The following is a 22614-nucleotide window of genomic DNA, read 5'->3' on the forward strand; positions in this document are numbered from 1 at the left end:
CGACGGTCAGTTCACGGCGGGGACGTCGGCGGCCTGCTCCCGGGCATGCCGATCCATCTCCGCCCGGAAGGCGGCCACCAGATGCGGCTGGATCCGCCCGGCATTGCGGTCGCCGCCCTCGCAGACCGCCCCCCGCACGCCCACGATGTCCGTGCCCATGCGGGTCAGCGGACCGAGGTCGGCCCGCGTGACGCTGCCTGCGAGGGCCGCGAGCAGACCGGAGGTGTGGGCCAGCCGTACGAACTCGGCGCAGACCTCCGGAGGAACGTGGTCGAAGAGCCGCGTCCCGTCCTTGATGGCGGTGTCGAGCATGGCCGCGTCGGCACCGGATCGGGCGGCGATGTCGGGTACGGCGAGCGGGTTGACGCAGCCGATGCGGTGGGCGTCGGCGTAGCCGGAGGCGACGACGAGTGCGTCGGGGCGGTGGTCCTTCACCGCCCGGACGACCGCGCGCATGACCTCGATGCCCTGATCGGGCGTCGTGCATCCGTAGAGGCCGACCTTGATGTACGTGGCGCCCGAGACCGCTGCGCCGAGCGCGGCCTGCGCCACCGTGCCGGGCTTGTACGGGACGTCACCCACGGTGGCGGACACGGGCTTGTCCGCCGGTACCGCGTCTCGGATCTCCCTGATGACCCAGGGGAAGTTGGCGCCGAGCGAGCCCTCGTCGGGCTTCTTGACGTCGACGATGTCGAGGTGCTCCGCCGCCTTCGCGCAATCGAGGGCTTCCTCGACGCTGTCCGGGGAGATGAGAAGCAACACCGTGAACTCCTTCTGTCGCATGTCCACCTGGCCGAGGGACAGGGGGTGCGGATCATCTGGTTCATGTGCGGTGCGCTCATCATTTCCACCACCTGCGGTCACCGGTAGGGCGCGCAGAGTATTCATGGGGTGCTCATACTCACGTGCAGTGCGCCGGACATACTGGGACGAACCTGGATGCTACGGGAGCGAGATCTGGGGCTCCAGTTCCTGGCACCCCAGGGCCCATCTCCGCGCACAAGCCGGGAGCGCCCGCCCCCGGCCCGCCGTCCGAAACCTGCGCGCATGTGGTCAGCCTCTGAGCTCTGGGTTCGGACGGCACTCCGAGCCAGCAGGTGCGCCAGGAGCCTCACGCACCGGCGTTGGGCGCGCTGTGACGGGCCGGGGCCCGACCGCCGGTAGCAGCACGATGCGGGCGATCACCGCGATCAAGTTGGCCGGCCACGACAGCAGGAAGGCCAGCCCATGGCGAACGCCGCTCCGGGAGGAGAGCATCAGGATGAAGTGGACGGGCGGACCGGTCGGCAGAACGGAGACCGCCCGAGTCCTTGGCACGGCCCATGCGCAACGTCACGGGCTCACCATCACGCCGCCGGCGCCTGCAAAGAAGGCGGCGGCGGGGGACGAACCGGAAGATCCGGCACGCGCGGCGACTGACCAGGCGCTCGGCCGATCCTGAGGGGTGCCGACCACCAAGGCTTATCTTGCGGTGCGAAAGAGCGCGCCGTCTTCAAGGCTCCCGCCAGCCAGAGCCCCGGCTCGCGGCCGCCCCTGGCCATCGGTCAGGGGCTCGCTCCGCGCCGACCAAGATCCGGGCCAGAGTGCTGCATGGCCCGCATCGGTCACGGTGACCATCCGGGTCGTACTCCGGCGCACCAGCCAGGCTGAGTCCAGCGCGTGTCGGAAGAGCGCCGCGTCCACCGCGCCGGCCAGGTGCGGGGGCTGTTCCGTCCAGTCCAGGCAGTCGCCAGTCGCAGCAGCCGATTCCGCCCCAGCCGCGCCTCAGCCAGGATGCCGCCCCGCACCATCGTCGAAGCTGGTCACCCATACAGTCTCGCCCGGCGACAGTTCGGCCGCCGACGAAGGGTCCGGACCCTAGGGTTTGCGTCCATGACGACAGCGACACACGTGCCCTCGCACATCGCGATATCCCCGAGCATCCTCTATTTCGGTACCCCCGTCGCCCTGCTGACCACCGAGAACGAGGACGGCTCGGCCAACCTGGCCCCGGTCTCCTCCGCCTGGGCACTCGGGCAGACCGTGGTGCTCGGCCTCGGCACCGACAGCCAGACCGCAGCCAACCTCGCCACCCGGCCGGAACTCGTGATCAACCTTCCGTCGCCCGGCCTCTGGGGCGCGGTGGAGCGCCTCGCCCCGCTCACCGGAGCCTCCCCCGTGCCCGCCGCCAAGCGGGCACGGGGCTACCGCTACGAGCCCGACAAGTTCACCGCGTCTGGGCTCACGCCCGTACCGTCCGAGACGGTACGCGCTCCGCGCGTCGCCGAGTGCCCGCTCCAGCTCGAGGCCCACGTCCGACGCAGCTCACCGGACGCGGATGGCCATTTCCTGATCGTGGAGTGCGCGGTCGCACGTGTCCACGCCGACCGGCGCATCGTCGTACCCGGCACCCAGCACATCAACCCCGCCCTCTGGAGCCCGCTCATCTTCAACTTCCGCCACTACCAGGGCCTCGCCCCCGAACTCGGCCACTGCTTCACCTCGCTGACGCCCACTGAGCGATATCGGGTGCGTTAGACCCGAACTGGTCGCCCGCAAGCGGATGACCAGCACCTTTCACCAGGAAACTCTCGATACTCCTCGATCGTCGTGAAATACCCTATTGCTGCTGTGCGAAGGGCTCCTCTGCCTGTCGGACCCTGAAGTGGCGGTGGTGTCGGGCGGAGGACGGCGACTGGGTGATCTGGATGGGGGTCACGCGTAAGTCGGCTGGTGCTGAGTGTCCGGTCTGCGGAAGGTGGTCGAGCCGCATTCATGGTTCCTACCTGCGTTTCCCTACTGATCTACCCAGCGTGGGAAGACGTGTGGTGCTGCGTCGCGGGCGGCAGACCTTCGTTGAACAGGTGCCGGGACTGACTTGCCGTCATGCTCAGCGGACCGAGCGGCTGCGGTCGGCCCGGGCCGAAGTGGGCCTCGCATGGGCCGGCCGCGCTGGAGCCCGCCTCGCAGACGACTTCGGCAACTCCGTCAGCCGCAGCACGGTTCTTCGGCTGGTCGATGCGATGAGATGGTCCGATGCTACTCAGCGCAGTACGGCCGCGAGCAGGTCGGCCCCCAGCGCCGTCAGATCGGGCAGATTGAGGGTGTAACGGACGTAGCGACCGTGCCGCCGGGCCGTGAGCAGGCCCGCGCGGCGCAGGACGGCGAGGTGGCGGGACACCTCCGGGGGTGAAAGTTCCCAGGCGTGCGCCAGCTCGCCGGTGGTGTGCGGGCCGCGGGCCAGAGTGCGCAACAGCCGCAGCCGTACCGGGTGCGCGAGTGCCTCCAGCCGTAGCGTGACCGTTTCCAGCGGTACCGGCTCCGGTGGACTCGGCTCGGCCACGGGGTACTGCACCACCGGCTGCCACCCGGGCGCGTGGACCGCAACCAGGTGCGGACGGCCGAAGACGCTGGGGATGAAGGTGACCCCCGTGCCGTGGGCGGCGGTCGCCTTGTCCTGCAGCTTGTCCACGACGATGCGGTTGCCGTCCGGCGCCAGGGTCACGGCGCTGGAGACCGATGCGAGTGCCGCCCCGATGCCCTGGCGCTTCAGCAGGTCGTTCTTCAGGCGCAAGTCGGTGGCGAGTTGCACGGCGACGCCGGTCCAGGCGTCGTCGAAGAAGGTCTCGGCGCACTGTTCGAGGGTGTGGCGCACCCGCGCCCGCACGGCGGCCGGGTCCGCGAGCAGCCGTTCCGCGAAGGCCTCTTGGAGCGCGCCGCGGGCCTGGGCCAGGTCCAGGGCCCGCTCGCGCGCCATCGCGTCGGTGAGCGGCGACGGCGCGGCGAAGTGGACCCGGTTGCTGCCGCACGTGGTGATGAGTGCGGCGGCCACATAGGTTTCATCGTCGATCCGGTCTACATCGTCCAACTCCGCGGCGAGGGTGGGCCTGGGACGAGCGGGGACCAGGAAGTCGGCTCGTGAGGAACGCCAGAGGAACTCCGCTTCCCTGAGCCGCTCTGCCAGTTCCGGCCGGAGCCCAGCCCAGACGTCCCCGGCCCAGCCGGCGAGCTGCGGGTGATGCGCGGGTTCGGCCAGCACATGCAGCATCGCGGTCAGCTCGGCCAGCGGAGAGGCAGCGAACCGCAGTCGCCCGGACGGCGGGCCGCCGATGTCGATCCTCAACGTCATCCCGTCATCATCTCCAATCGGATGGCCGACGACCGTGTCGATTGACGGTGTCCGTCAACCGACATGGTCGGCTCGGCGGCCGAACGCACCGTTGGCGCCATGGCAACCACCACCAAGCCCCAGCCGCGCGCCCTCGTCCGTGCCTCCGGAGGCCCCCGCTATGCCGTCGCCCTGGCCGTGGACGCGCTCGGCACCGGTCTGCTGCGGCCTCTTCTGCTGCTCTACGGGGTGTCCGTGCTGAGGCTGTCCGCGCCGGCCACCGGCATCGCCATGACGGCAGGCGCCGTCGTGGGTCTGGTGTGCATGCCCGCGGTCGGCCGTTGGCTGGACCGGGGCGCACGCAGCACGGTCGTGGCCGCGTCGATGCTGGTGCGGGTGCTGGGCGTGGCGCTGCTGCTGGCCACACCGGCGGGGCACATCTGGCTGTTCGCGACGGCGGCGCTCTTCCTCGGCATCGGCAACCAGGCATGGCCGGCCGCCCACGCAGCCCTCGTGGCCACGATCGCTCACGGCCGGGAACGCGACGCCGCCCTCGCAGGGGGCCGCGCACTGCGCAACGCCGGCATGGGCGCCGGTGCACTCCTTGCCACCGCGTGCCTGGCGGGCGGTACCGCCGCGTTGCAGGCGCTGGCAGCCGTCACCGGGCTCGCCTACCTCGCCGCGGCGGCCTTGGCGTGGTCGGTCCACGTGCACGCCCATCCGGCCGCCCATGCGGCCAAGGGCAGGGGCGACGAGCCCGCACCCCGGATGCGCGCGCTCCTGGCCGCCAACGTGATCTACGTCTTCTGCCTCAGCGTCCCCGAAATCGCGCTCCCTCTTGTCCTGGTGACGCAGATGCACGCGTCCCCGCTGTGGTCGGGGGCCATCTTCGTGGCCAACACCGTGTTGGTGGTCACCCTGCAGGTTCCGGTCACCGTCCTGATGTCCCGCTTCCCCCGCCGGTCCGTTCTGGCATTCGCCGGCGTGGTGCTCACCGCGTCCTACCTCGGCTTTTTCGCGGCCACCTCCCTGGGACACGGCTGGGGTGCCCCGGCCGTCGCCGCGGTGTCCGTGGTCTGCACCCTCGGCGAGATCATCTATGCCGGCAGCGCCACTGCGCTCGTCACCGCCCTCGCCCCGGCGCATGTCCTGGGCCACACCCTCGCCCGCTTCCAGCTCTCCACGGGCTTCGGGCTCGCCGTCTCTCCGGCGGCCATCACCGCTCTCGCACCCCACGGCCCGGCCGCCCTCTGGGGCAGCCTCGCCGCCGCGACGCTCCTCTCCGCCGGAGCCGTCGCCACCGAGCAGGATCAAGGATCGCGGCTCAGCGGTTGCTGCCGCCGGGCGCGAGCAGGCTCGTGAGCTCGGCGATCGCCTCCGGGGACGGCTCGGAGCAACGGCGGACGTTCTCCGGCTTCTTGTGCCGGGACCTCGCGGCCATCAGCATCAACGGCGAGGCGCCCTGTTCGCCGAGATGCGTCAGGGCGGAGTGGCGGTACGCGTGCAGGTCCCAGCCCGTGCCCGGTATGCGCAGACTGGGTGCTCGTCGAGCGGGGCGCGGCCTGCCCGTAGGAGAGACGAGCCAGGCCGGTGTCCTTTCAGGTGACGATGAGGAGGATGCCTTGTCGGGGTACGAGCTCCACTCGTGGCAGCGGCCCCGCGCCGTGCGAAGTACGCGGAGCCACCGGGCAACCAACCACACCAGCCGTCCTGTCGGAGGTGCCGCCGCGACCTTACGAGCCGGCCGCCGGGTCGGCCCGCCGGACACCCGCGTCCGGAGTACGTCTCATCCGGGCCGAACTTCCGTGCTTTCGTCGACGGTGGCCCCGTCACTGTTTTCCCTGGCGCTGAAGACGATCTGCGGCGCTGGTCAAGGGGCAACCCCGCGGCGCGCGATCCTCGGCTTCACCGCCCCTTCAGCGACGAGGAGATGCTGGAGCTACTGACGACCCTGCCGATGGTGCATAGCCTAGGTCGTGTCCGGACACGGAGCTCCGAGACGGTCCCCGTACCTGGGAACTACCTTGGGGCTCGGCGCCGTTCTCCCGGCATGAACTCCGCACGACAAACCCCCGGCATCCTGCGTTACACCGCCTTCTCCGACGATCCCGAGGGAGGCAATCCCGCCGGAATCGTTCTCGACGCCACGGGCCTCAGCGACGAGGAGATGCTGGCGATCGCCGCCGAAGTCGGCTACAGCGAGAGCGCGTTCCTGACGGCGCCGTCCGAGGGAGCGGGCTCCGGCGCGTCGGACGCCGGGCGCGCGTACACCATCCGCTACTTCAGCCCCAAGGTGGAAGTGCCCTTCTGTGGTCACGCCACCGTCGCGACGGCCGTAGCCCTCGGCGAGCGCATCGGCCCCGGCGACCTGGTATTCACCACGCAGGCCGGGACCGTGCCGGTCACCGTGACGCGGGAGGGCGGGGCGCTGCGGGCCACGCTCACGAGCGTCGAGCCGCACATCGAGGAGATAGCGGCCGAGGACCTGGCAGAGGCGCTCGCCGCGCTCGACTGGCCGGCCGGCGACCTCGACCCCGCCCTGCCTCCCCGCATCGCCTTCGCGGGTGCCCGCCACTTGGTCCTGGCCGCCGCGAGCCGAGAGCGCCTGGCTCGCCTGGCGTACGACTTCGCCCGCCTGGAGGCCCTGATGCACCGGCTCGACCTGACGACGCTGCAGTTGGTCTGGCGCGCCTCTGCGGAGGTCTTCCACGTCCGCGACCCGTTCCCGGTGGGCGGTGTGGTGGAGGACCCGGCGACCGGGGCGGCGGCGGCCGCCTTCGGCGCGTACGCCCGTGAGCTGGGACTCGTGCCCGAGGCGACGGTCCTCACCCTCCACCAAGGGGAGGACATGGGGCGTCCTGGCGTCCTGACAGTGGAACTGCGCCCGGGCGACCGGCGGATCAGGGTCGGCGGCGCAGGGACCCGCATCTCGGCCTGATCCGATCGAGAGACCCTGACCGATCAAGTTCGCTGGCTACCGGCCTCACATGCGAGCGCCTCGTCCCTGGCGGCTGCTATGCCGGGAACGAGGCGTGGTCACGGGGCTACCCGATCCAGATGATGTCCAGTACGGGACAGGTTCCGGGTGAGGCGGCCGATCACGTAGACGATGGGCAGCTGCCCGATGGATGCGGCGCGGACGTCTTCGCCCTCCGGGGCACCGGCGTCCCACTGCGTCCAGCCCATGGGAGCGCACCGCGTACCCCTGCGGGCGCATTCTCGGCTTCCGCCTCGGCACGGCGTAAGCCGGCTCGTGCCCGTCCTGCGCCTCACGCATCCCGTGCACGATCTTGAGGGCCTGGATCGCCGAGATACTGTTCTTCGACGTTCCACCCGACACGTGCAGCCCGCAGCTTCGGACGGTTTCGTCGATCTGTAACACCTCCCCCTGGCAGATACCGCCACCGCGAAGTTCTCGTACGGCTCTACCGCGCGCCGGTCACGGCTGGGTGTCCACGAAGCGACAACCCGCCCAGCCGAACGAAGGTCACGCAGCGCGAAGCGCATCCGAGCAGCCCCGCCTGTCGCGCTGCCTGTAACTCACAGTGCAGAGGAGAGCCCAGGGGGTGATCCTTGGGGAAGTCGTGTGTTCGTTCACTGCCAGGAGGCTTGCCATGGCACTTACCACCGTCGTTTCGATGACTGTCAGCGACAATGCGCTCGACGAGGCTCGCAGGGCTCTACGGAGCCTGGCCGGTAGCGCTATCGGTCCGGTGGAGAGCTCCATTCCCCGGGCCGACGGCCCGGGGGCGAGAACCAAGATGGTGCTGTCGCTGGCCGGCGACGTCCGGGAGCAAGTTGACGAGCAGCTCGCCGCGGTGCCCGTCCTCGCGTACGAGGTCAAGGTCGTACCGAAAGCGGATTGAGCGCATCAGGCGTTCGCAGTACGGCGAGTCCCAGCGCCCCCGGCATTCGAACAGGCGTATCATTTGGGCTGCGGTCGGTACCCTCCCGCAAGAGTCCTCCGAGGCCATGCAGACCCGGCCTCCGATCGCACACCCCTGCGGCTACCCGGTGACGCGGGCCCTGAGCTTGTACGGCGCCCCGCTGCTGATCGCACCGGCCTGCTCGGGCAGGTCGGTGCCGGTGAAGCCGAGGAGCGCGGTGTCGGCGGCCGCGCGGAGGAGCGGCACGATCCCGTCGACCGGCCGGCCGCGGTGCGAGACGGCGAGCTGGGCGTAGGCCCGCTGGTATGGGGCGCCGTAGGCGCTCGCGGGGTCGTGCAGCAGGTGGTGCGTGTCCTGCGCGCGCTGACGGTGATCTCGCCCATGACCGCTCCGTGGCCTGGCCGGCCGGGCGGTTCCCCGCCTTCCGGCTTACGCCGCTACGAGCCGCCGCTGGCAACGACGGGGCGGCCACGGCTACTGGCCGGGCTTCACCGGGACGATCTCGACGTGGCTCACGCCGCCCTCGGACTCCTTGCGCGCCTTGTAGCCCTCGGCGGCCGACAGCCCGTAGGCGACGGCGGAGTCCTGCCGCTCGCCCCGTCCGTTCTGCGTCCACGTCAGCCGGTAGCTCTCCACCCTGTCCTCCGTCGTTCTTGAGGTGGGCGCCCGCCTCTGCGCGTCTGAGACTCATGACTGTTCGGCCTCCGGGTCGGGAACGGTTTCCGCACGCCAGGGACCCGCCGTTAGCTGCACGGGCTCCCGCCGACGCTGGCCACGTCGATGTGCGACGTCCTTCAGATGGAGGCACTCTGAAGGAGACCTGTCCGTGCACGGGGAGTCCTGTGCCTGCCGGGCTGACCTGCCCGCCGTCGAAGAGTGACCCCACGGAGGCGATCCGCTCATGGCATCGGACGGTGCGCTGCTCGTGGTCGACGCAGCGGGTGTCGTGGTGGAGTGGAGCCAGAAGGCCACGTCCCTGTTCGGCCTCGGAGCGTCCGAAGCCCTCGGGCGACCCGCCGCTCAGCTCTTGTCCGGATCATGGCCGTCCGCGGGGGCCGACGGCAGTGGGGCGGTCCCCGGAATCACGGTGCGGCCCGCGACGCTGCGCGACGGCGGCGCGGGCTGGAGTCTGGACCGGCTCCGGCCGGAGGATGGCGGCGACGCCCAGGATCAGGCACTGCTGAATGCGCTGTTCACCCAGTCGCCGATCGGCATGCAGGTGTTGGACACTCAGCTGCGCCTCCTGCGCGTGAACGGCGCCGCGTCCGGGATGGATGGCCTGGAGCCCACGAAATGGCTCGGTCACCGCCTGAGCGACGTGTTTCGCCTGTCCGACCCGGATGAGACCGTGGCGATGGCGAGGGACGTGCTCGCCACCGGGGAGCCCGCTCTGGACCGGCTCGTGCGCGTGCGTCCGCCCAACGATCCTGAGCACGAACACGTCTACTCCGTTTCCGTGTTCCGGCTCCAGAGCAAGGACGGCCACGTACTGGGTCTGTTCACGACGGTGGTCGACGTCACCGTGCGCGAGCGTGCCCTGGCCCGGGAGCAGGTCCTCAACGACGCACGGGAACGCGTAGGACGGTCCCTGGAGTTGGACGCCACCTGCGCGACACTCGTCGATGTCCTCGTACCCGCCTTCGCCGACGCCGCGGAGGTGGACCTGCTGGACCCGGTGATCCGCGGCGAGGACCCCCCGTCGGTGCCGGTCGGCCCCGACGTACCGCTGCGGCGCATGGCGTTCGCCTCGGCGGATCGTCCACGGGATTCGCTGGGCGCCGGTACGGGCCCGTTCCGCTTCCCGGCCGCATGGCTGCAGTCCCTGACGGACCTGCAGCCCCATCTGGTCACCTACCGCCCCGACGAGACGGCCGACCCCGAGCCGGAAGTGCCGCGGAGCGACCCCCCTGCGGGCCCGCATTCCGCGATCGTCACCCCGTTGACCCTGCGGAACGGTGTACTGGGGACGCTGAGCCTCTACCGCTCCCCAGACCGCGACCCGTTCGTGGGCGCGGACCTCGACGTCGCCCTGGAGGTCGCCTCGCGTACGTCGCTGCACATCGACAACGCACGCCGCTACACGCGAGAGCACACCATCGCCCTCACCCTGCAGCGTCGTCTCCTGCCCCAGCGCCCGGAGCCGCAGGCCGCCGTGGAGAGCGCCCATTTCCACCGGTCGACCGATGCCGGCGGAGGCTGGTTCGACGTGTTTCCTCTCTCCAGCTCGCGGGTCGCCCTCACCGTCGGCCGTGTATCCGGCACAGGCATCCACGCCGCCATGGCGATGGGCCAGCTGCGCACCGCGATCCACACCCTGGCCTCGCTCGACCTGGAACCCGACGAAATGCTCGCCCGCCTCGACGACACGGTGGCCCGACTCGCCGCCGAACGCGCCGAGCTGCCACCGAGCGACCCCCTGCGGAGCCAGGCGCTGACCGCCGACTGTCTCTACGGCGTGTACGACCCGCTGACCCTGCGCTGCACCCTCGCCCTCGCCGGTGGCCCGCAACCGGTACTCGCTCGCCCCGACGGAACCACCGGGACATTCGACGTTCCCGCGGCTCCCCCACTCGGCGCAGGCGAGGGCGCACCATTCGCCGGCACCTGTCTCGACCTGCCCGAGGGAAGCGTCATCGCGCTGTACACAGACGCGTTCCTCCCCTCGGCCGAGGAGGAGAGGAAGGCCGGCCAGGACCGTCTCCGGCGCATCCTCGCCGACAACGAAAGCCCGCTGGACGACCTGCGCGACAAGGCCGTACGCACCGTCCCGGCCTCCCCTGGCGACGACGCGGTGCTGCTCCTCGTACGGACCCGAGGGCTCGATCCCGGCCTGGTGGCAACCTGGGACCTGCCGCCGGATCCCGCAGCCGTGGCCACCGCGCGAGCCCGCACACGGCGCCAGCTGGCCACCTGGAACCTCGACGCGCTCGCGCTCACCACCGAACTGATCGTCAGCGAACTGGCCACCAATGCCGTGCGCTACGGCACCCCTCCCCTCACGCTCCGCCTGATCAAAGGCGACCGTTCGCTCACCTTCGAGGTCAGCGACTCCAGCCCACTCTCACCGCATCTCCGTCACGCCCAGACCAACGACGAGGGCGGCCGCGGCCTGTTCATCTGCGCCGAACTCTCCCAGAGCTGGGGTGTCCGCTTCGGCGACAACAGCAAGACCATCTGGACGGAACAAGCGCTTCCCCACCAGGCATAGAACGCATCGGCTCGGGTCGATGCCGCCGACGTTCTGCAGGTGGGGGCCACAGGGTTTCCCGTACCGCCAGGAGACGAAGAACGTGCTGGTGAGCTACTCCCCGAAGAGGCTCGGCTTCTCCAGAGGCACGAAAAGAGGCGTCTGACCTGGCCTTTTGCCCGTCGGGCGCCTCTCACGTGCCCGCTCAGGGAGGGGTCGCGATTACACCGAAACTCCCCGTTCGGTCCCACTCCTCCATGGACTGCTTATGTCGCCACCCAGCAGCAAGGACAGCCTGATGAGCATCCGCTTTTCGGTGAGGCCCGGTCGCTCGCCGAGCGATGACACCGTCCGTGACCTTTCCGTTTCCGCGAGTCAGTGACGGAATCATGCGGTCGCGCCTCGCGAGCCGGCAGGCGGGCTCGTTCACACGCGGAGCCCACTTGTCACGTCGCTGAGCGAGCCCCTCGCGGATACTCTGGGATTCATGATCGAGTCCGGACGGCCGAGGCTCCGTCGGAGCAACGGCTACGGCAGGCTCGTGCGGCTGTCGCCGGTGATTCTGACCGTCGTGATCGCCAGCCTGGCCTACGCCACTCCGCCGGAGATGGCCTTCAGCCGCCTCCTGCCCGCGGCGCCGGCTCTGGCCGCCGCCATGTGGCCGGTCCTCCCGACTGTCCTCCTCGGGACCGTCTGCCTCCTTCTGATGATCGGCCTCAGCTTCGTCTTCCCCGATCTCGGGACGTGGTGGACGTGCGGCGGAATCGTGGCGGTCACCGTGGCCGCCGCATACGGAAGCCATGTCCGGCTTCAACGGGAGCGCACGCTCTTTCAGGTACGGCTCGTCGCCGACGCGGCCCAGCAGGTGGTGCTGCGGCCCCTGCCGCACCGATTCCGGAACGTCGAGATCGAATCGCTCTACCTCGCGGCCGCCGCGGAAGCCCGCATCGGCGGGGACTTCTACGAGGTGGTCGATACGCCGTACGGGGTACGGCTGCTCATCGGCGACGTGCGGGGCAAAGGCCTGCCAGCAGTGGGGGCGGCCGCGGCGATCGTCAACGCTTTCCGGGAGGCGGCCCACGGCGAGGCCTCCATGGCCGACGTCGCCCGCAAGCTCGACGCGAGCTGTGCCCGGCACAACGCCGCCCATCCACCCGAGGCACCGATGGAACGCTTCGCCACCGCGCTGCTCGTCGAGATCCCGCATCAAGGCAGCCGCATCACCATCGTCAACTGCGGACACCCCCCGCCCTTGATCCACAGCCTCAAGGATGTGCGCATCCTCGAGCCGTCCGTCCCATCGCCTTTGCTCAGCCTCGCGGAATTGCTTGGAGACCAGTACCGTGCGGACGCCTTCGACTTCGCTCCCGGAGAAGTTCTCCTCCTCTATACGGACGGCATCGCCGAAACCCGCGCCCGGGACGGTGAGTTCTTCCCGTTGACAGCGTGGATGCGCCGACAGCCCCCCACACCTCCCCGTGATCTGCTCACGGCGCTGCACCACGACCTCCTCCGTCACAGCAGAGGCAGCCTCGACGATGACATCGCCGCCTTGGCCGTACGCCTGCAGACGCCGTGAGCCGAGGCGACGGCCTGGTATGCCTCGCATTCCTCCACCCACGGCGGCCGGCGCGTGGCCGTCAAGGCACGGGCAAGGCCTGTTCCGCCCAGATCGTCTTACCTGTCGGCATGTAACGCGTACCCCAGTGCTCGGTGAGCTGGGCGACCATGAACAGTCCGCGTCCGCCCTCCTCGTCGTTGCCGGCGTAACGGGCGTGCGGTGAGGTGTGCTGCGAGTCGGAGACCTCACAGATGAGCGAACGGTCCCGGATCAAGCGCAGACCGATCGGGCCGGAGGCGTGACGGATCGCGTTGGTGACCAGTTCACTGACCACCAGTTCCGTGGTGAACGCCAGATCGTCCAGTCCCCACCGCACAAGCTGTTCCGCGGCCATCGCACGTGCGCGTGCGACGAGCGCGGGGTCCGAGGGCAGCTCCCAGGCCGCCACCTGGCGTGCGTCCAGCGCACGGGTGCGCACGACAAGGAGCGCCGCGTCGTCCCGCACATGGTCCGACACCAGCTCCGCGACGATCCGGGCGCACAACAGGTCGGACGACGATCCTCGCTGCTCCCCGAGTACAGCCGCCAAGCGGCCCAACCCCACGTCGATGCCTTGCCCCCGCGCCTCCACGAGGCCGTCGGTGAACAGGACGACCAGGCTTCCTGCGGCGAGCGCCACTTCCATGCCCTCGTACGGAAGCCGGCCCATGCCCAGAGGAGGCCCCGGTGGCAGACGAAGGAAGCTGACGGGGCCGTGCGGCTGCACCACAGCCGGCGGCAGGTGTCCCGCCGCCGCCCAGGTGCTCGTCCGAGAAACCGGATCGTAGACCCCGTAGACGCACGTCGCTCCGACGGCGCCACTGCCGTCCGAGCCTTGCACGTTCTGGTCCGACGCGTCCTTGCCGACTTGATCGTTCAGCCGGGCCAGGAGTTCGTCAGGCGGGAGGTCAAGCTCGGCCAGGGTGCGCACCATCGCGCGCAGGCGCCCCATCGTGGCAGCGGCTCCCAGGCCGTGGCCGACAACGTCCCCCACGACGAGTCCGACACGTGCGCCGGACAGCGGAATGACGTCGAACCAGTCGCCGCCGGCGCCGAGGTGGCTGTCGGCGGGCAGGTAGCGACTCGCCGCCTCGACCGCGCTCAGCTCGGGCAGCGATCGTGGCAGCAGACTGCGCTGGAGCATGAACGCGGCGGTGCGCTCTCGTCGGTACCGCCGGGCGTTGTCGATGCACACAGCGGTCCGCGACGCCAGCTCCTCTGCCACCGCCCGATCGTCGTCGCCGAAGGGTTCCGAGTCCTCGCCCCGCACGAAGGTGACAAGGCCCAAGGGCGTCCCCCGCACTATCAGCGGGACGTACAGTCGTGTCGGCGCGACCACGGCGTCCGCGGTCGCACGGCTCCCTGCCAGGCTTTCGGCCTGCGACGATCCGGTGTCGTACGCGACCGGCTCGCCCACCCGGGAGGGTTCTCCGTCGGAATCGGCCACGCGCACCAGGTCCCATGCCGTGACGGGCTTCGGTTCCCCTCCTTCGAGCACCTCTGCCGCCACGTCGACCAGCACGGCGTCGGCGTACTGCGGTACGGCGATCTTGGCGAGCTCCGCTGCCGTTCCGGACGGGTCGAGCGTCGCCCCGATCCGTGCACCGGCCTCCGCGAGGAGCGCGAGGCGCTGCTGCGCACGGTAGTGGTCGGTGACGTCGATGGACTGTTCGCACACGCCCACCGGCTCTCCCCGGCCGTCCAGCAGTCGGAAATAGGACGAGGACCAGACGCGCTCACGCCGCGGGTCGGCCGGGGCGTGCCCTCGGAAATGCACGTCGATGACCGGATCACCGGTCTCGAGGATCTGTTGGACGAAGTCCTCGGGCGGCGCGAGATGCTCGGTGGTGAGGACATCGCCGGGAAAGAGTTCGGTCATGGAGCGGCCCAGCGATGCCGTGAGGTCGCCGCCGAGTTCCCGGACGCTGGATGCGTTGGCCCACAGGAGGCGCGCGCCGGGGCCGTAGATGGTCAGTGTCACGGGCGACTGGGTCACGAGCCCCTGCAGCATCGCTTGCCGGGTCTCCCACCAGCGAAGCTCCTCCAGCTCGGCCGCCATGAGGACGGCGGTGGGGGCCCGGCCGGTGGAGTCCCCGTCGGAGGCGGGGGCCAGGGGACGCAGAGCCACTGCCACACGTACGGTGTGTCCGCTACGGTGACGCACGTCCACGACGGCACTGCGTGTCCCACCGGACCACAGCCGCTGATCCGGTCGCAGCTCTTCCGATCTGTCGCGATCGGCGTGCGGGGTGACGAGCAGGTCCGCCGCTCGGCGTCCCAGTACCTGCGAAGCGGGATATCCCAGTAGGGCCTCTGCCTCACGACTCCACCCGACGAGCACTCCGTCTGCGGCAATCAGGGCGAAAGCGACCGGGGGCGGACCGAGGTGCCCGCCTTCGTCCGCCCCGGCGGGAGGAGTGAAAGGTAGCCCTTCCATGGTCCCATCATCCTTCCGTGCGGTCGCGACCGCAGTGCGCTCGGTCCAGTCCGGACGGCCACCACACAGCGCGGGCGGGGCGCGGCCCGCAGTTGCTTCACAGAACGGGAGCGTCGGAGCTCAAGGCGTCACTTCAGCAAGAAGCGACACCCTCGCGGTCGACAAGATTCCTGGCCGTGAACCCCAGGAGCCTGCGCGCCGCCGAGGTGTCGACCGGTGCTGTGCGGCCCGGCAGTGGGCCGCGCAGCACGGTGCCGGGGTGGTAGCGGCGCAGCAGTTCCTCCGTCGGGTACGGGACGATGATCTCGGGGGCGCAGAGGTGCACCGCGTGCGCGCCGCTGCCACGCACGTCCAGCGCGAGCAGTGCCGCTCTCGCCGCGTCGTGGACCTCGAGGTACGTCCACAGGTCCCTGGCGCCGGCGGCCGGGTCGGCCGTGAGCCGGGCGGCGTGCGCGAGCAGCCGTTCCTCGAAGCCGCCCACGTACGGATAGCGCAGGCACACCACGCTCATGCCGTGCCGTCGCGCCATCATCCGCGCGGTCAGCTCGTCGACCTGTTTGGACAGGCCGTAAGCGTCGGCGACCTGGGAGTCCATCGCCTCGTCGACCGGAACGTACGGCGGATGCGGATTCTCGGCCGCCGTCCAGGGCAGACCGGTGACACCCCACGAGCTCGCCAGTGCCACGTGCCGGATCCCGGCCCGACCGGCCTCCTCCAGCACGGTGAAGGTGGTCAGGCTGTTGGCCGTGAAGACTTCAACTGCGGTGTTACGTTCGGGAGTGGGGATCGCGGCCAGGTGGATGACCGCGTCGGTGCCCTCCAGGGCTGCCCGAACGGTCTTCGCGTCGGCCGCGTCGCCGGTGACGACCAGGCGGGCCGGGAGGTCACCGGGGTCGTCGAGGACCAGGGCGTTCGCTTCGAACCCGCGCTCGGCGAGCAGCGTGAGGACCGCTCGCCCGATCCGTCCGGCTGCCCCGGTGACCAGCACTCTCGCGACCATCGCGTCACTCCCCTGCCGCGTAGGCGCGTACGGCGACGAGGTGCGCCGAGTCCGTGCCGTTGGTGGCTTCGACGACGATCCGGACGGCCGATGTGGTGACCGGCTCCGACGGCGTGTGCGACTGACGGCGTCGTCGGTTCCGATCCGCCCGGGCGATCACGCGCCAGGTGCCGTCCGCGTCCCGCGCCTCGACGCGGTAGTCGCACAGGAGGGTGGGGAGGGTGTCGAAGGGGGTGCGGTGGTGGTGCAGGTTGATCAGGTCCTCGTTGACGTCGTCGTCGGCGATGACCTCGATACGGCCCAGGGTGACCGGTTCGGGCCAGGTGAGCGAGAGCCAGGGCGAGGGATCGTCCGCCAGGGGTGCGGAGACCCACATGTGCGGCCCCGCGTACGGCCGGGCGTAGCCGTCGACGGCCTTGGCCGGGGCGTACGCCGCCGTCTCCCCCGCACGGAAGCAGAAGGTACGGCGCAGCAGACCGGCGTCCGTCCACTCGCGCAGCAGCTGCGGGGATTCGTCCTGCGGACGCAGCGGGACACGCGTGAAGCACAGGACGCCGGGGGTCGGCCGGTCGGCGCGGTGCAGGGCGATCGCGTCATTCGCGCGGATGACGAGGAAGGCGTTACGCGGGGTGTCCGGGGACCAGTCCAGGCCGGTCTTGAGCCATTGTCGGCGACCGGCGGCGACCGGCAGGGTGGTGGAGGCGACGAGGCGGCGCGGGACGTAGTTCTGGCCGAGTTCGGGGTCGTACAGGTCGATCACGAGCTCGGTTTCACGGTCGGCGTCGACCAGGAGTTCAAGGCCGGTGAGGTCCGGGTCGACGGGAAGGACGAGTCCGGCGTCCGCCGCGAGCGGCCACAGCTCGCGGGAATCCTCAACCGCCAGGCAGGAAAGGGAAGATGATGCGCATACGCTCGCCCGCAGCGCCAGGTCCTCCGGGTCCGTCGAAGCCAGCCCGATGAGCGAGGCGTCCTGACGCAGCAGCACCCGGTGCAGCTCGGGTACGGAAAGTTCGCGCGGCGCGACCTCCCCGGCGGCACACAGCGCCGCCGCCGTGCCCGCCGCCTGCCCGATCGTGGCGCAGGTCGCCATGACCCGGGTCGAGCCGAACGCGACATGGCTGGCGGAGATGTTCCGCCCGGCGAACAGCAGGTTCTCGGTGTTCACCGAGTACAGGCTGCGGTACGGGATGTGGTAGATCCCGTCCGCGTAGAGCTGCCGGGCCCCCGACTCGGTGGCGTACATACCCTGCGGCGGGTGCAGGTCGATCGACCAGCCGCCGAAGGCGACCCGGTCGGCGAACTCGGTCTGGCCGAGGATGTCACCCTGGTGGAGGACGTAGTCGCCGAGGAAGCGGCGGTACTCCCGCTTCCCCGGGACCGACCCCACCCACTCCAGCGTCATGTTCGCCGCGTCGAACTCGCCCGAGTTCTTGATGTGGTCCCAGATCCCGTAGATCACCGCCCACAGCTCGTCCCGGATCCGCTCGTTGTCGTGGACCGTGTCCAGCTCTCCGCCGAACTCGATCCACCAGTACGCACATCCGTTGTCCCCCGCCTTGATGATCCGGCGCTGCGGGATGGAGGTGGTGCTGATGTCCTTGGCGAAGTCCGGCGGCACGAACTTCACCGGACGCCCGGTGTCCTTCGTGTAGAAGAGCAGTGTGGAACCGAGAGTGATGCCGTCGGCCGACTCCGGGGCCCACGCCTCCTCGAATTCGTTACGCGCCTCCCGGCCGATGCGGTGGTGGGCTCCGGCGAGGTGGCCGATCAGGCCGTCTCCCGTGCAGTCGAGGAAGAGGTCGCTCTCGAAGCGGATGCGGCGCTCGGATCCCATCATCCAGCCGGTGGCCGAGGTGATCCGCCGGGCGTCGTCCGGGCCCTCGGCCTCGACCTCGCGCACATCGGTGTTGAGGTAGAGCGTGATGCCGGGCTCGGCGCGTACCGCGTCCAGGACCACGGCGTCCCAGTAGTACGGGTTCCCGTCCGGGTTGCGGTACTGGTTCTCCACGAGCAGCTCGCCCATGATGCCGCCCTCGCGGGCGTTGTGGTTCTTGCCGTGGCCGGTCGCGCCGCACACCCAGACGCGGACCTCGCTGCTCGAATTGCCGCCGAGTACCGGCCTGTTGTTGATCAGTGCGACGGTCCGACCGAGGCGGGCCGCGGCGATGGCCGCGCAGACCCCGGCCAGGCCGCCGCCGACAACGGTGATGTCGTGCCGTGCGGCTTCGTTCCTCATGCGGTACGTCCCCTGCCTCCGGGCTTGCGGTCGGGATCGGCGGCGAGACCGTAATAGATGCGCGGGGCGCCGTCGACGGTGAGTGTGATCTTGCCGCCGGAGGCTTTCAGGGAGCGTTCCTGGCCGATGCAGTTGAGCTCGCGCACGGTGCCGGCGGCCGCTTCGGCCACGACCTCGGTTCTGGTCGTCCAGGTGTCGACCCACGGCTCCGGCGACGCGTACCAAGGATCCTCACCGTGTTCGGAGTTGAGGACGTAACCGTCCTTGCGGCTCCAGATGATCGAGATCGGGCCGTCGGGAGTGGTGAACAGTAGGCCCTTGATGTCCTGGTCCGAGAAGGCGAGATGGCGGACGAACTCGGCCTGGTCCAGGACCCGGGCTGCCGTCGCGAAGGCGAGCAGCGACGGCTTGGCGCTGGTGTCGCGGTTCATCAGGCCGTAGTGGTACTCGGGGTTGGCCGGGTCGGCCTCCTGCGGGTGGTGGATGATCGAGTCGTGCAGCTGGTACCAGTTGACGGCGCGCACCTTCTCCGACTTGGCGAGGGCGAGCGAGAGCAGCGTGTTCTCGGCGGCGTGCCGGTAGGTGTCGCTCCACCACACGTTGGGGCGGGTGGGCGCGTACGCCTCGGTGATCCAGAGTTCCTTGTCGCCGCCGTATTCCGCCATGACCTGCCGTGCCTTGCGCAGGGCGCCGAGGAAGTTCCAGTACGTACCGGACGAGCCCTGGGTCCACTCCTCCGGCGGCGGCGCGAAGTCGGGCGTGAAGTTGCCGCGGCCGGGGTGGAAGGCGAAGACGTCGATGAGGTCCCAGCCGCCCGCGTCGTGGAAGTTCTTGGTCCAGATGTGGTCCATGCCGCCGAGGCCGGCGTTCATGACCTTCATCGTGGAGCCGGCTGCGGCGAGGCGGGTGGTGACCTGGCGCAGGCCGTCGCGGACGTACGCGTCGGCGCCACGGCCGGACATCCAGGGCTGGTTGACCTCGTTGCTGACCTCGAAGTACGCGGCGTCGGCGGCGAGGGCCTTGGCGACGTTGGTGTCGGCCCAGGCAGCGATCTGCTCGGGGCTGCCGCCTACGGGGATGCCGCTGAGCTGCACGTTGTGGCCGATGCCGTTGGCGTCCAGGGTCGCGATGTCGATGCCGGGGGCGCCCGCGTAGGCGATCCGGATCCACTTGATGCCGAGCGTCTTGACCAGGCCGAGTACGGCTTCCTTGCTGGGCTGGAGCAGCCAGGGGTAGTTGGCGAGGCCGAACATCGACTCCTTGCCGGCCTGGTACGTGAACTCCGGGAGCACGCTCAGATTGGTGCGGGCGATTGCCTGGTCAGCGCCGCTGACCGCCTCCACACCGGTGAACACGATGTTCTGCGAGGGCGAGGTCAGAGGGAAGGAGGCGTTCCAGGCGGCGCCTGCCGCGAGGTCCTTGCAGAGGGTCCCGCCGGCGATCTTCTTGCCGCCGAAGTCCCGTGCCCACCAGGTCAGGGTCACCTTCCGGGCCGTTCCCGACCCGTTGACGACCTGCGCCTTGAGCGTCATCGTCTGCCCGGCCGCCTTGTAGAGGTTGAACGGCTGGTCGGTCCACACCTCCACGCCGAGCGGCCACCCGGCGGCGATCCTGCCCGCCGCGCGCGGCCGCAGGTCGCCGAGGACCAGATCGGCCTGGGTGACGCCGGTGCTCGCGCCGGTCGAGGTGCCGGGCGCATGGATCCACGTGGCGTTCGTGCTGGCGGGGTTGGTGGAGGAAAGACAGAAGAAGCCCTTCGCCCCCTCCCACGTCTCCACGTACGTACCGCCCGCGTTCACCTCGTACGGGATGCCGCCCCGGGCGTCCCGCTCCCAGACGGTCAGCGCTTCGTACGACTCCGGCGCGCTCGCCCCGTACACCGTGCGGGAGAACTGGAAGCCGGACGGGGTGAGCGTGCTGGAGCCCGCGACCTCCCACTTCAGGTGCGCCTTGCGCGCGGTGACGTCGAAGGTGCCGCGCACGGTGACTCCGGGCGCGCTGCTCCCCATCGTGTACGTGACCTGGATCGCGGGCCGTCCGTCGGGGAGTGTGATCAGGGCGGGGCCGCCGCCGAAGGTGCGCTGCTGGCCGAGTGCGGTGTCCTTGATCATGAAGTGGCTGAGGAGGATGCGGTCGGTTCCCGCACCGTCCTGGACGAGGACGCTGCCGTCGCTGCGGCCGACCAGTTTGATGCCGTCGGCCTCGACGGTGACCGGGTCGGCGGCCGCGTACGCGGGAACGTTCGGCAGGAGTGCGGCGCCGGCGGTGAGGGCCGTGCCCTGGATGAGTCTGCGTCGGGCGACTGGCATGGAGGTGCCCTTCTGTTGGTCCGGGTGTGAGTGGGGCTCAGCCCTTGACGCCGGTGAAGCCGAGCCCGGCGACGATGTACTTCTGGCAGACGACGAAGACGAGGACCGGCGGGGCCACTGCCAGCACCATCGCGGCGATCAGCTGGTCCTGCGGGGCCTGCGTGGCGAGCTGCGCCAGCGCGACACTGATCGGCTGCTTCTCGGGGTCGGTGATCGCGACCAGCGGCCAGATGAAGTCCTTCCAGGAGTGCATCACCGCGAGCAGGCTGATCACGGCGAGCACCGGCTTGCTCATCGGCAGCACGATCCTGGTGAGCAGCTGCCGGGTGCTCGCCCCATCGACCCGTGCCGCGTCGAACAGCTCCCTGGGCAGGGCGTCGAAGAACTGCTTGGCGAGCAGCACCGTGAAGGCGTTCGTGCCGGCCGGCAGCCAGATCGCCCAGTACGTGTCACCCAGGTTGAGGTGCAGGAACGGCACGTCGATCACGGTCATGAAGAGGCTGACCATGTTCACCGTGTACGGCACGAACATGGTGGCCAGGATCGCCCCGTAGACGACCTTGCCGAACTTCGGCCTGAGCACGGAGAGCGCGAAACCCGCCGTGGCCGAGACGAAGAGCTGCACGAACCACGATCCGCCGACCACCAGGAAGGTGTTCATCAGATAGCGGCCGACACCGAGGTCGGTGTACGCGGTGGCGAAGTTGCCGAGGGCCGCGCGGTCCGGCCACAGGGCGAGCGGCTGGGTGGTGAGCTCGGTGGGCGGGGAGACCGCGCCCTTCAGCATCCAGTACAGCGGTCCGACGCCGATGAGCAGCAGCAGGATCAGGGTGAACCCTTGGATGGAGCGCACGGCGGCGCGGACGCCGGGCCGTTGCCGGTCGTTCGTCGAGACGAACGTGGTGAGTGCTGTGGTCATGACGTGCTCCAGCTGCGGGTGGCCCGCAGATACACCGCGGAGAGCAGGGCGAGGGCGAGCACCATCAGGAAGGAGAGGGCGGCGGCCTGGCCGTACTCACCGTCCTGGAAGGCGTAACGGAAGATCAACAGCAGGACCGTGAGGGTGGCGTTGTCGGGACCGCCGCCGGTGAAGACGTACGGCTCGGTGAAGACCTGGACCGTGTTGACCAGCTGCACGAGGAGCAACAGGCCGATGACGGAACGGAGTTGAGGCAGCATGACGTGCCAGATGCGGCGCCGGATACCGGCGCCGTCGACCTCGGCGGCCTCGTAGAGTTCGCCGGGGATGGAGACCATGGCGGCGAGGTAGATGAGGACGGCGCCACCCATTCCGGCCCAGGTGGCTTCGAGGACGAGCGAGAGCATGGCGCTGTCGGAGGACTCCAGCCAGGGGTACGGTCCGAGGCCGATCTTGCCGAGGATGTTGTTGAAGAGGCCGCTGCCGGGGTCGTAGAACCATTTCCAGAGCAGGATCGCCACGACCGGCGGGATGACGACCGGCAGGTAGACGAGGAAGCGGTAGACACCGGCGCCGCGCCGCACGGTCGACATGATCGCGGCGAGGATCAGTGGCGCCGGGAAGCCGATCAGCAGGCCGAGGGCCACGAAGAAGAGGGTGTTCCCGACGGCGGTGGCGAGCAGCGGATCGTCGAAGAGGGTACGGAAGTTGTCCAGGCCGACCCAGACGGCCGGCTCCACGAGGTTGGTGCGCTGGAAACCGAGGAGCAGGCTGCGCACGATCGGCCACCAGGCGAAGAGCCCGAAGACGAGCAGTGCGGGGACGAGGAACAGCCAGGCCGTGAGCTGTTTGCGTGCGCCGGTGGCACGCTTCCGCCGCATCGGCGGCGACTTCGGCACGGGCTCCTCGGACACTGCGGCGGGGCTCCGGGAGGGAGTGAGCAGAGTCATCG

General features: G+C 70.0%; 16 protein-coding genes and 1 pseudogene. 6 read left to right on the top strand and 11 right to left on the bottom strand.

All coding sequences use genetic code 11. The features are described 5' to 3' along the window. Positions 1-6: 6 nt before the first annotated feature. Positions 7-762 (bottom strand): (5-formylfuran-3-yl)methyl phosphate synthase, encoded by a 756-nt coding sequence (locus ACIBG6_RS07300; RefSeq protein ID WP_399221577.1) that lies wholly within the window; start codon positions 760-762, stop codon positions 7-9. Between the two features lie 1110 nt (positions 763-1872). On the opposite strand from ACIBG6_RS07300, the gene ACIBG6_RS07305 reads away from it, so the two are divergent. Further along, positions 1873-2517, top strand: a complete 645-nt coding sequence (locus ACIBG6_RS07305; protein ID WP_399221578.1) for a flavin reductase family protein — start codon at positions 1873-1875, stop codon at positions 2515-2517. A 505-nt stretch (positions 2518-3022) separates the two neighbouring features. Here ACIBG6_RS07305 and ACIBG6_RS07310 read toward each other — a convergent pair. After that, on the bottom strand, positions 3023-4108 hold the full coding sequence (locus tag ACIBG6_RS07310) for a DUF5937 family protein (RefSeq protein ID WP_399221579.1): 1086 nt from the start codon (positions 4106-4108) through the stop codon (positions 3023-3025). A 99-nt stretch (positions 4109-4207) separates the two neighbouring features. Here ACIBG6_RS07310 and ACIBG6_RS07315 point away from each other — a divergent pair, with 99 nt between their 5' ends. After that, the gene (locus ACIBG6_RS07315; RefSeq protein ID WP_399221580.1) at positions 4208-5449 is read left to right on the top strand and encodes an MFS transporter; all 1242 of its coding nucleotides are present in this window, start codon (positions 4208-4210) and stop codon (positions 5447-5449) included. Here ACIBG6_RS07315 and ACIBG6_RS07320 read toward each other — a convergent pair. Continuing rightward, a pseudogene (locus ACIBG6_RS07320) lies at positions 5412-5682 on the bottom strand (site-specific integrase); the annotation flags it as partial. The gene ACIBG6_RS07315 and the pseudogene ACIBG6_RS07320 overlap by 38 nt on opposite strands. Positions 5683-6137: 455 nt before the next feature. Between ACIBG6_RS07320 and ACIBG6_RS07325 the strand changes: the two are divergent. Together ACIBG6_RS07325 and ACIBG6_RS07330 are read left to right on the top strand one after the other, a co-directional pair. After that, entirely contained in the window at positions 6138-7025 is an 888-nt protein-coding gene (locus ACIBG6_RS07325; protein ID WP_399221582.1) for a PhzF family phenazine biosynthesis protein, read from the top strand. Positions 7026-7701: 676 nt separating this feature from the next. Continuing rightward, a complete protein-coding gene (locus ACIBG6_RS07330; RefSeq protein WP_399221583.1) occupies positions 7702-7953 on the top strand; it encodes a hypothetical protein in 252 nt (83 codons plus the stop codon). Between the two features lie 141 nt (positions 7954-8094). On the opposite strand, the gene ACIBG6_RS07335 is transcribed toward ACIBG6_RS07330, so the two are convergent. Both ACIBG6_RS07335 and ACIBG6_RS07340 read right to left on the bottom strand, forming a co-directional pair. Further along, positions 8095-8220: a hypothetical protein gene (locus tag ACIBG6_RS07335; protein ID WP_399221584.1), complete on the bottom strand. Its 126-nt coding sequence runs from the start codon at positions 8218-8220 to the stop codon at positions 8095-8097. A gap of 228 nt (positions 8221-8448) precedes the next feature. Beyond that, a complete protein-coding gene (locus ACIBG6_RS07340) occupies positions 8449-8610 on the bottom strand; it encodes a hypothetical protein (RefSeq protein WP_399221586.1) in 162 nt (53 codons plus the stop codon). Positions 8611-8875: 265 nt separating this feature from the next. On the opposite strand from ACIBG6_RS07340, the gene ACIBG6_RS07345 reads away from it, so the two are divergent. Together ACIBG6_RS07345 and ACIBG6_RS07350 are read left to right on the top strand one after the other, a co-directional pair. Further along, complete coding sequence (locus ACIBG6_RS07345) at positions 8876-11182, top strand: SpoIIE family protein phosphatase (RefSeq protein WP_399221588.1); 2307 nt, start codon at positions 8876-8878, stop codon at positions 11180-11182. A 466-nt stretch (positions 11183-11648) separates the two neighbouring features. Then, positions 11649-12740 (top strand): PP2C family protein-serine/threonine phosphatase, encoded by a 1092-nt coding sequence (locus tag ACIBG6_RS07350; RefSeq protein WP_399221589.1) that lies wholly within the window; start codon positions 11649-11651, stop codon positions 12738-12740. A 61-nt stretch (positions 12741-12801) separates the two neighbouring features. Here the strand turns inward: ACIBG6_RS07350 and ACIBG6_RS07355 are convergent, their stop codons facing one another. From ACIBG6_RS07355 to ACIBG6_RS07380, 6 genes are all read right to left on the bottom strand, one after another. Beyond that, complete coding sequence (locus tag ACIBG6_RS07355; RefSeq protein ID WP_399221590.1) at positions 12802-15198, bottom strand: SpoIIE family protein phosphatase; 2397 nt, start codon at positions 15196-15198, stop codon at positions 12802-12804. A gap of 133 nt (positions 15199-15331) precedes the next feature. Further along, positions 15332-16198: an NAD-dependent epimerase/dehydratase family protein gene (locus tag ACIBG6_RS07360; RefSeq protein WP_399221591.1), complete on the bottom strand. Its 867-nt coding sequence runs from the start codon at positions 16196-16198 to the stop codon at positions 15332-15334. Between the two features lie 4 nt (positions 16199-16202). Then, on the bottom strand, positions 16203-18434 hold the full coding sequence (locus ACIBG6_RS07365; RefSeq protein WP_399221592.1) for an FAD-dependent oxidoreductase: 2232 nt from the start codon (positions 18432-18434) through the stop codon (positions 16203-16205). After that, entirely contained in the window at positions 18431-20743 is a 2313-nt protein-coding gene (locus tag ACIBG6_RS07370; protein ID WP_399221593.1) for a hypothetical protein, read from the bottom strand. Before ACIBG6_RS07370 ends, ACIBG6_RS07365 begins: the two co-directional genes overlap by 4 nt. Before the next feature lie 37 nt (positions 20744-20780). Further along, entirely contained in the window at positions 20781-21662 is an 882-nt protein-coding gene (locus ACIBG6_RS07375) for a carbohydrate ABC transporter permease (protein ID WP_399221594.1), read from the bottom strand. Continuing rightward, positions 21659-22612, bottom strand: a complete 954-nt coding sequence (locus ACIBG6_RS07380; protein ID WP_399221595.1) for a carbohydrate ABC transporter permease — start codon at positions 22610-22612, stop codon at positions 21659-21661. The genes ACIBG6_RS07375 and ACIBG6_RS07380 overlap by 4 nt, the downstream gene beginning before the upstream one ends. Positions 22613-22614 lie beyond the last annotated feature (2 nt).

It is taken from the genome of Streptomyces sp. NPDC050842 (assembly GCF_044456565.1).
Taxonomy (GTDB): Bacteria; Actinomycetota; Actinomycetes; order Streptomycetales; family Streptomycetaceae; genus Streptomyces.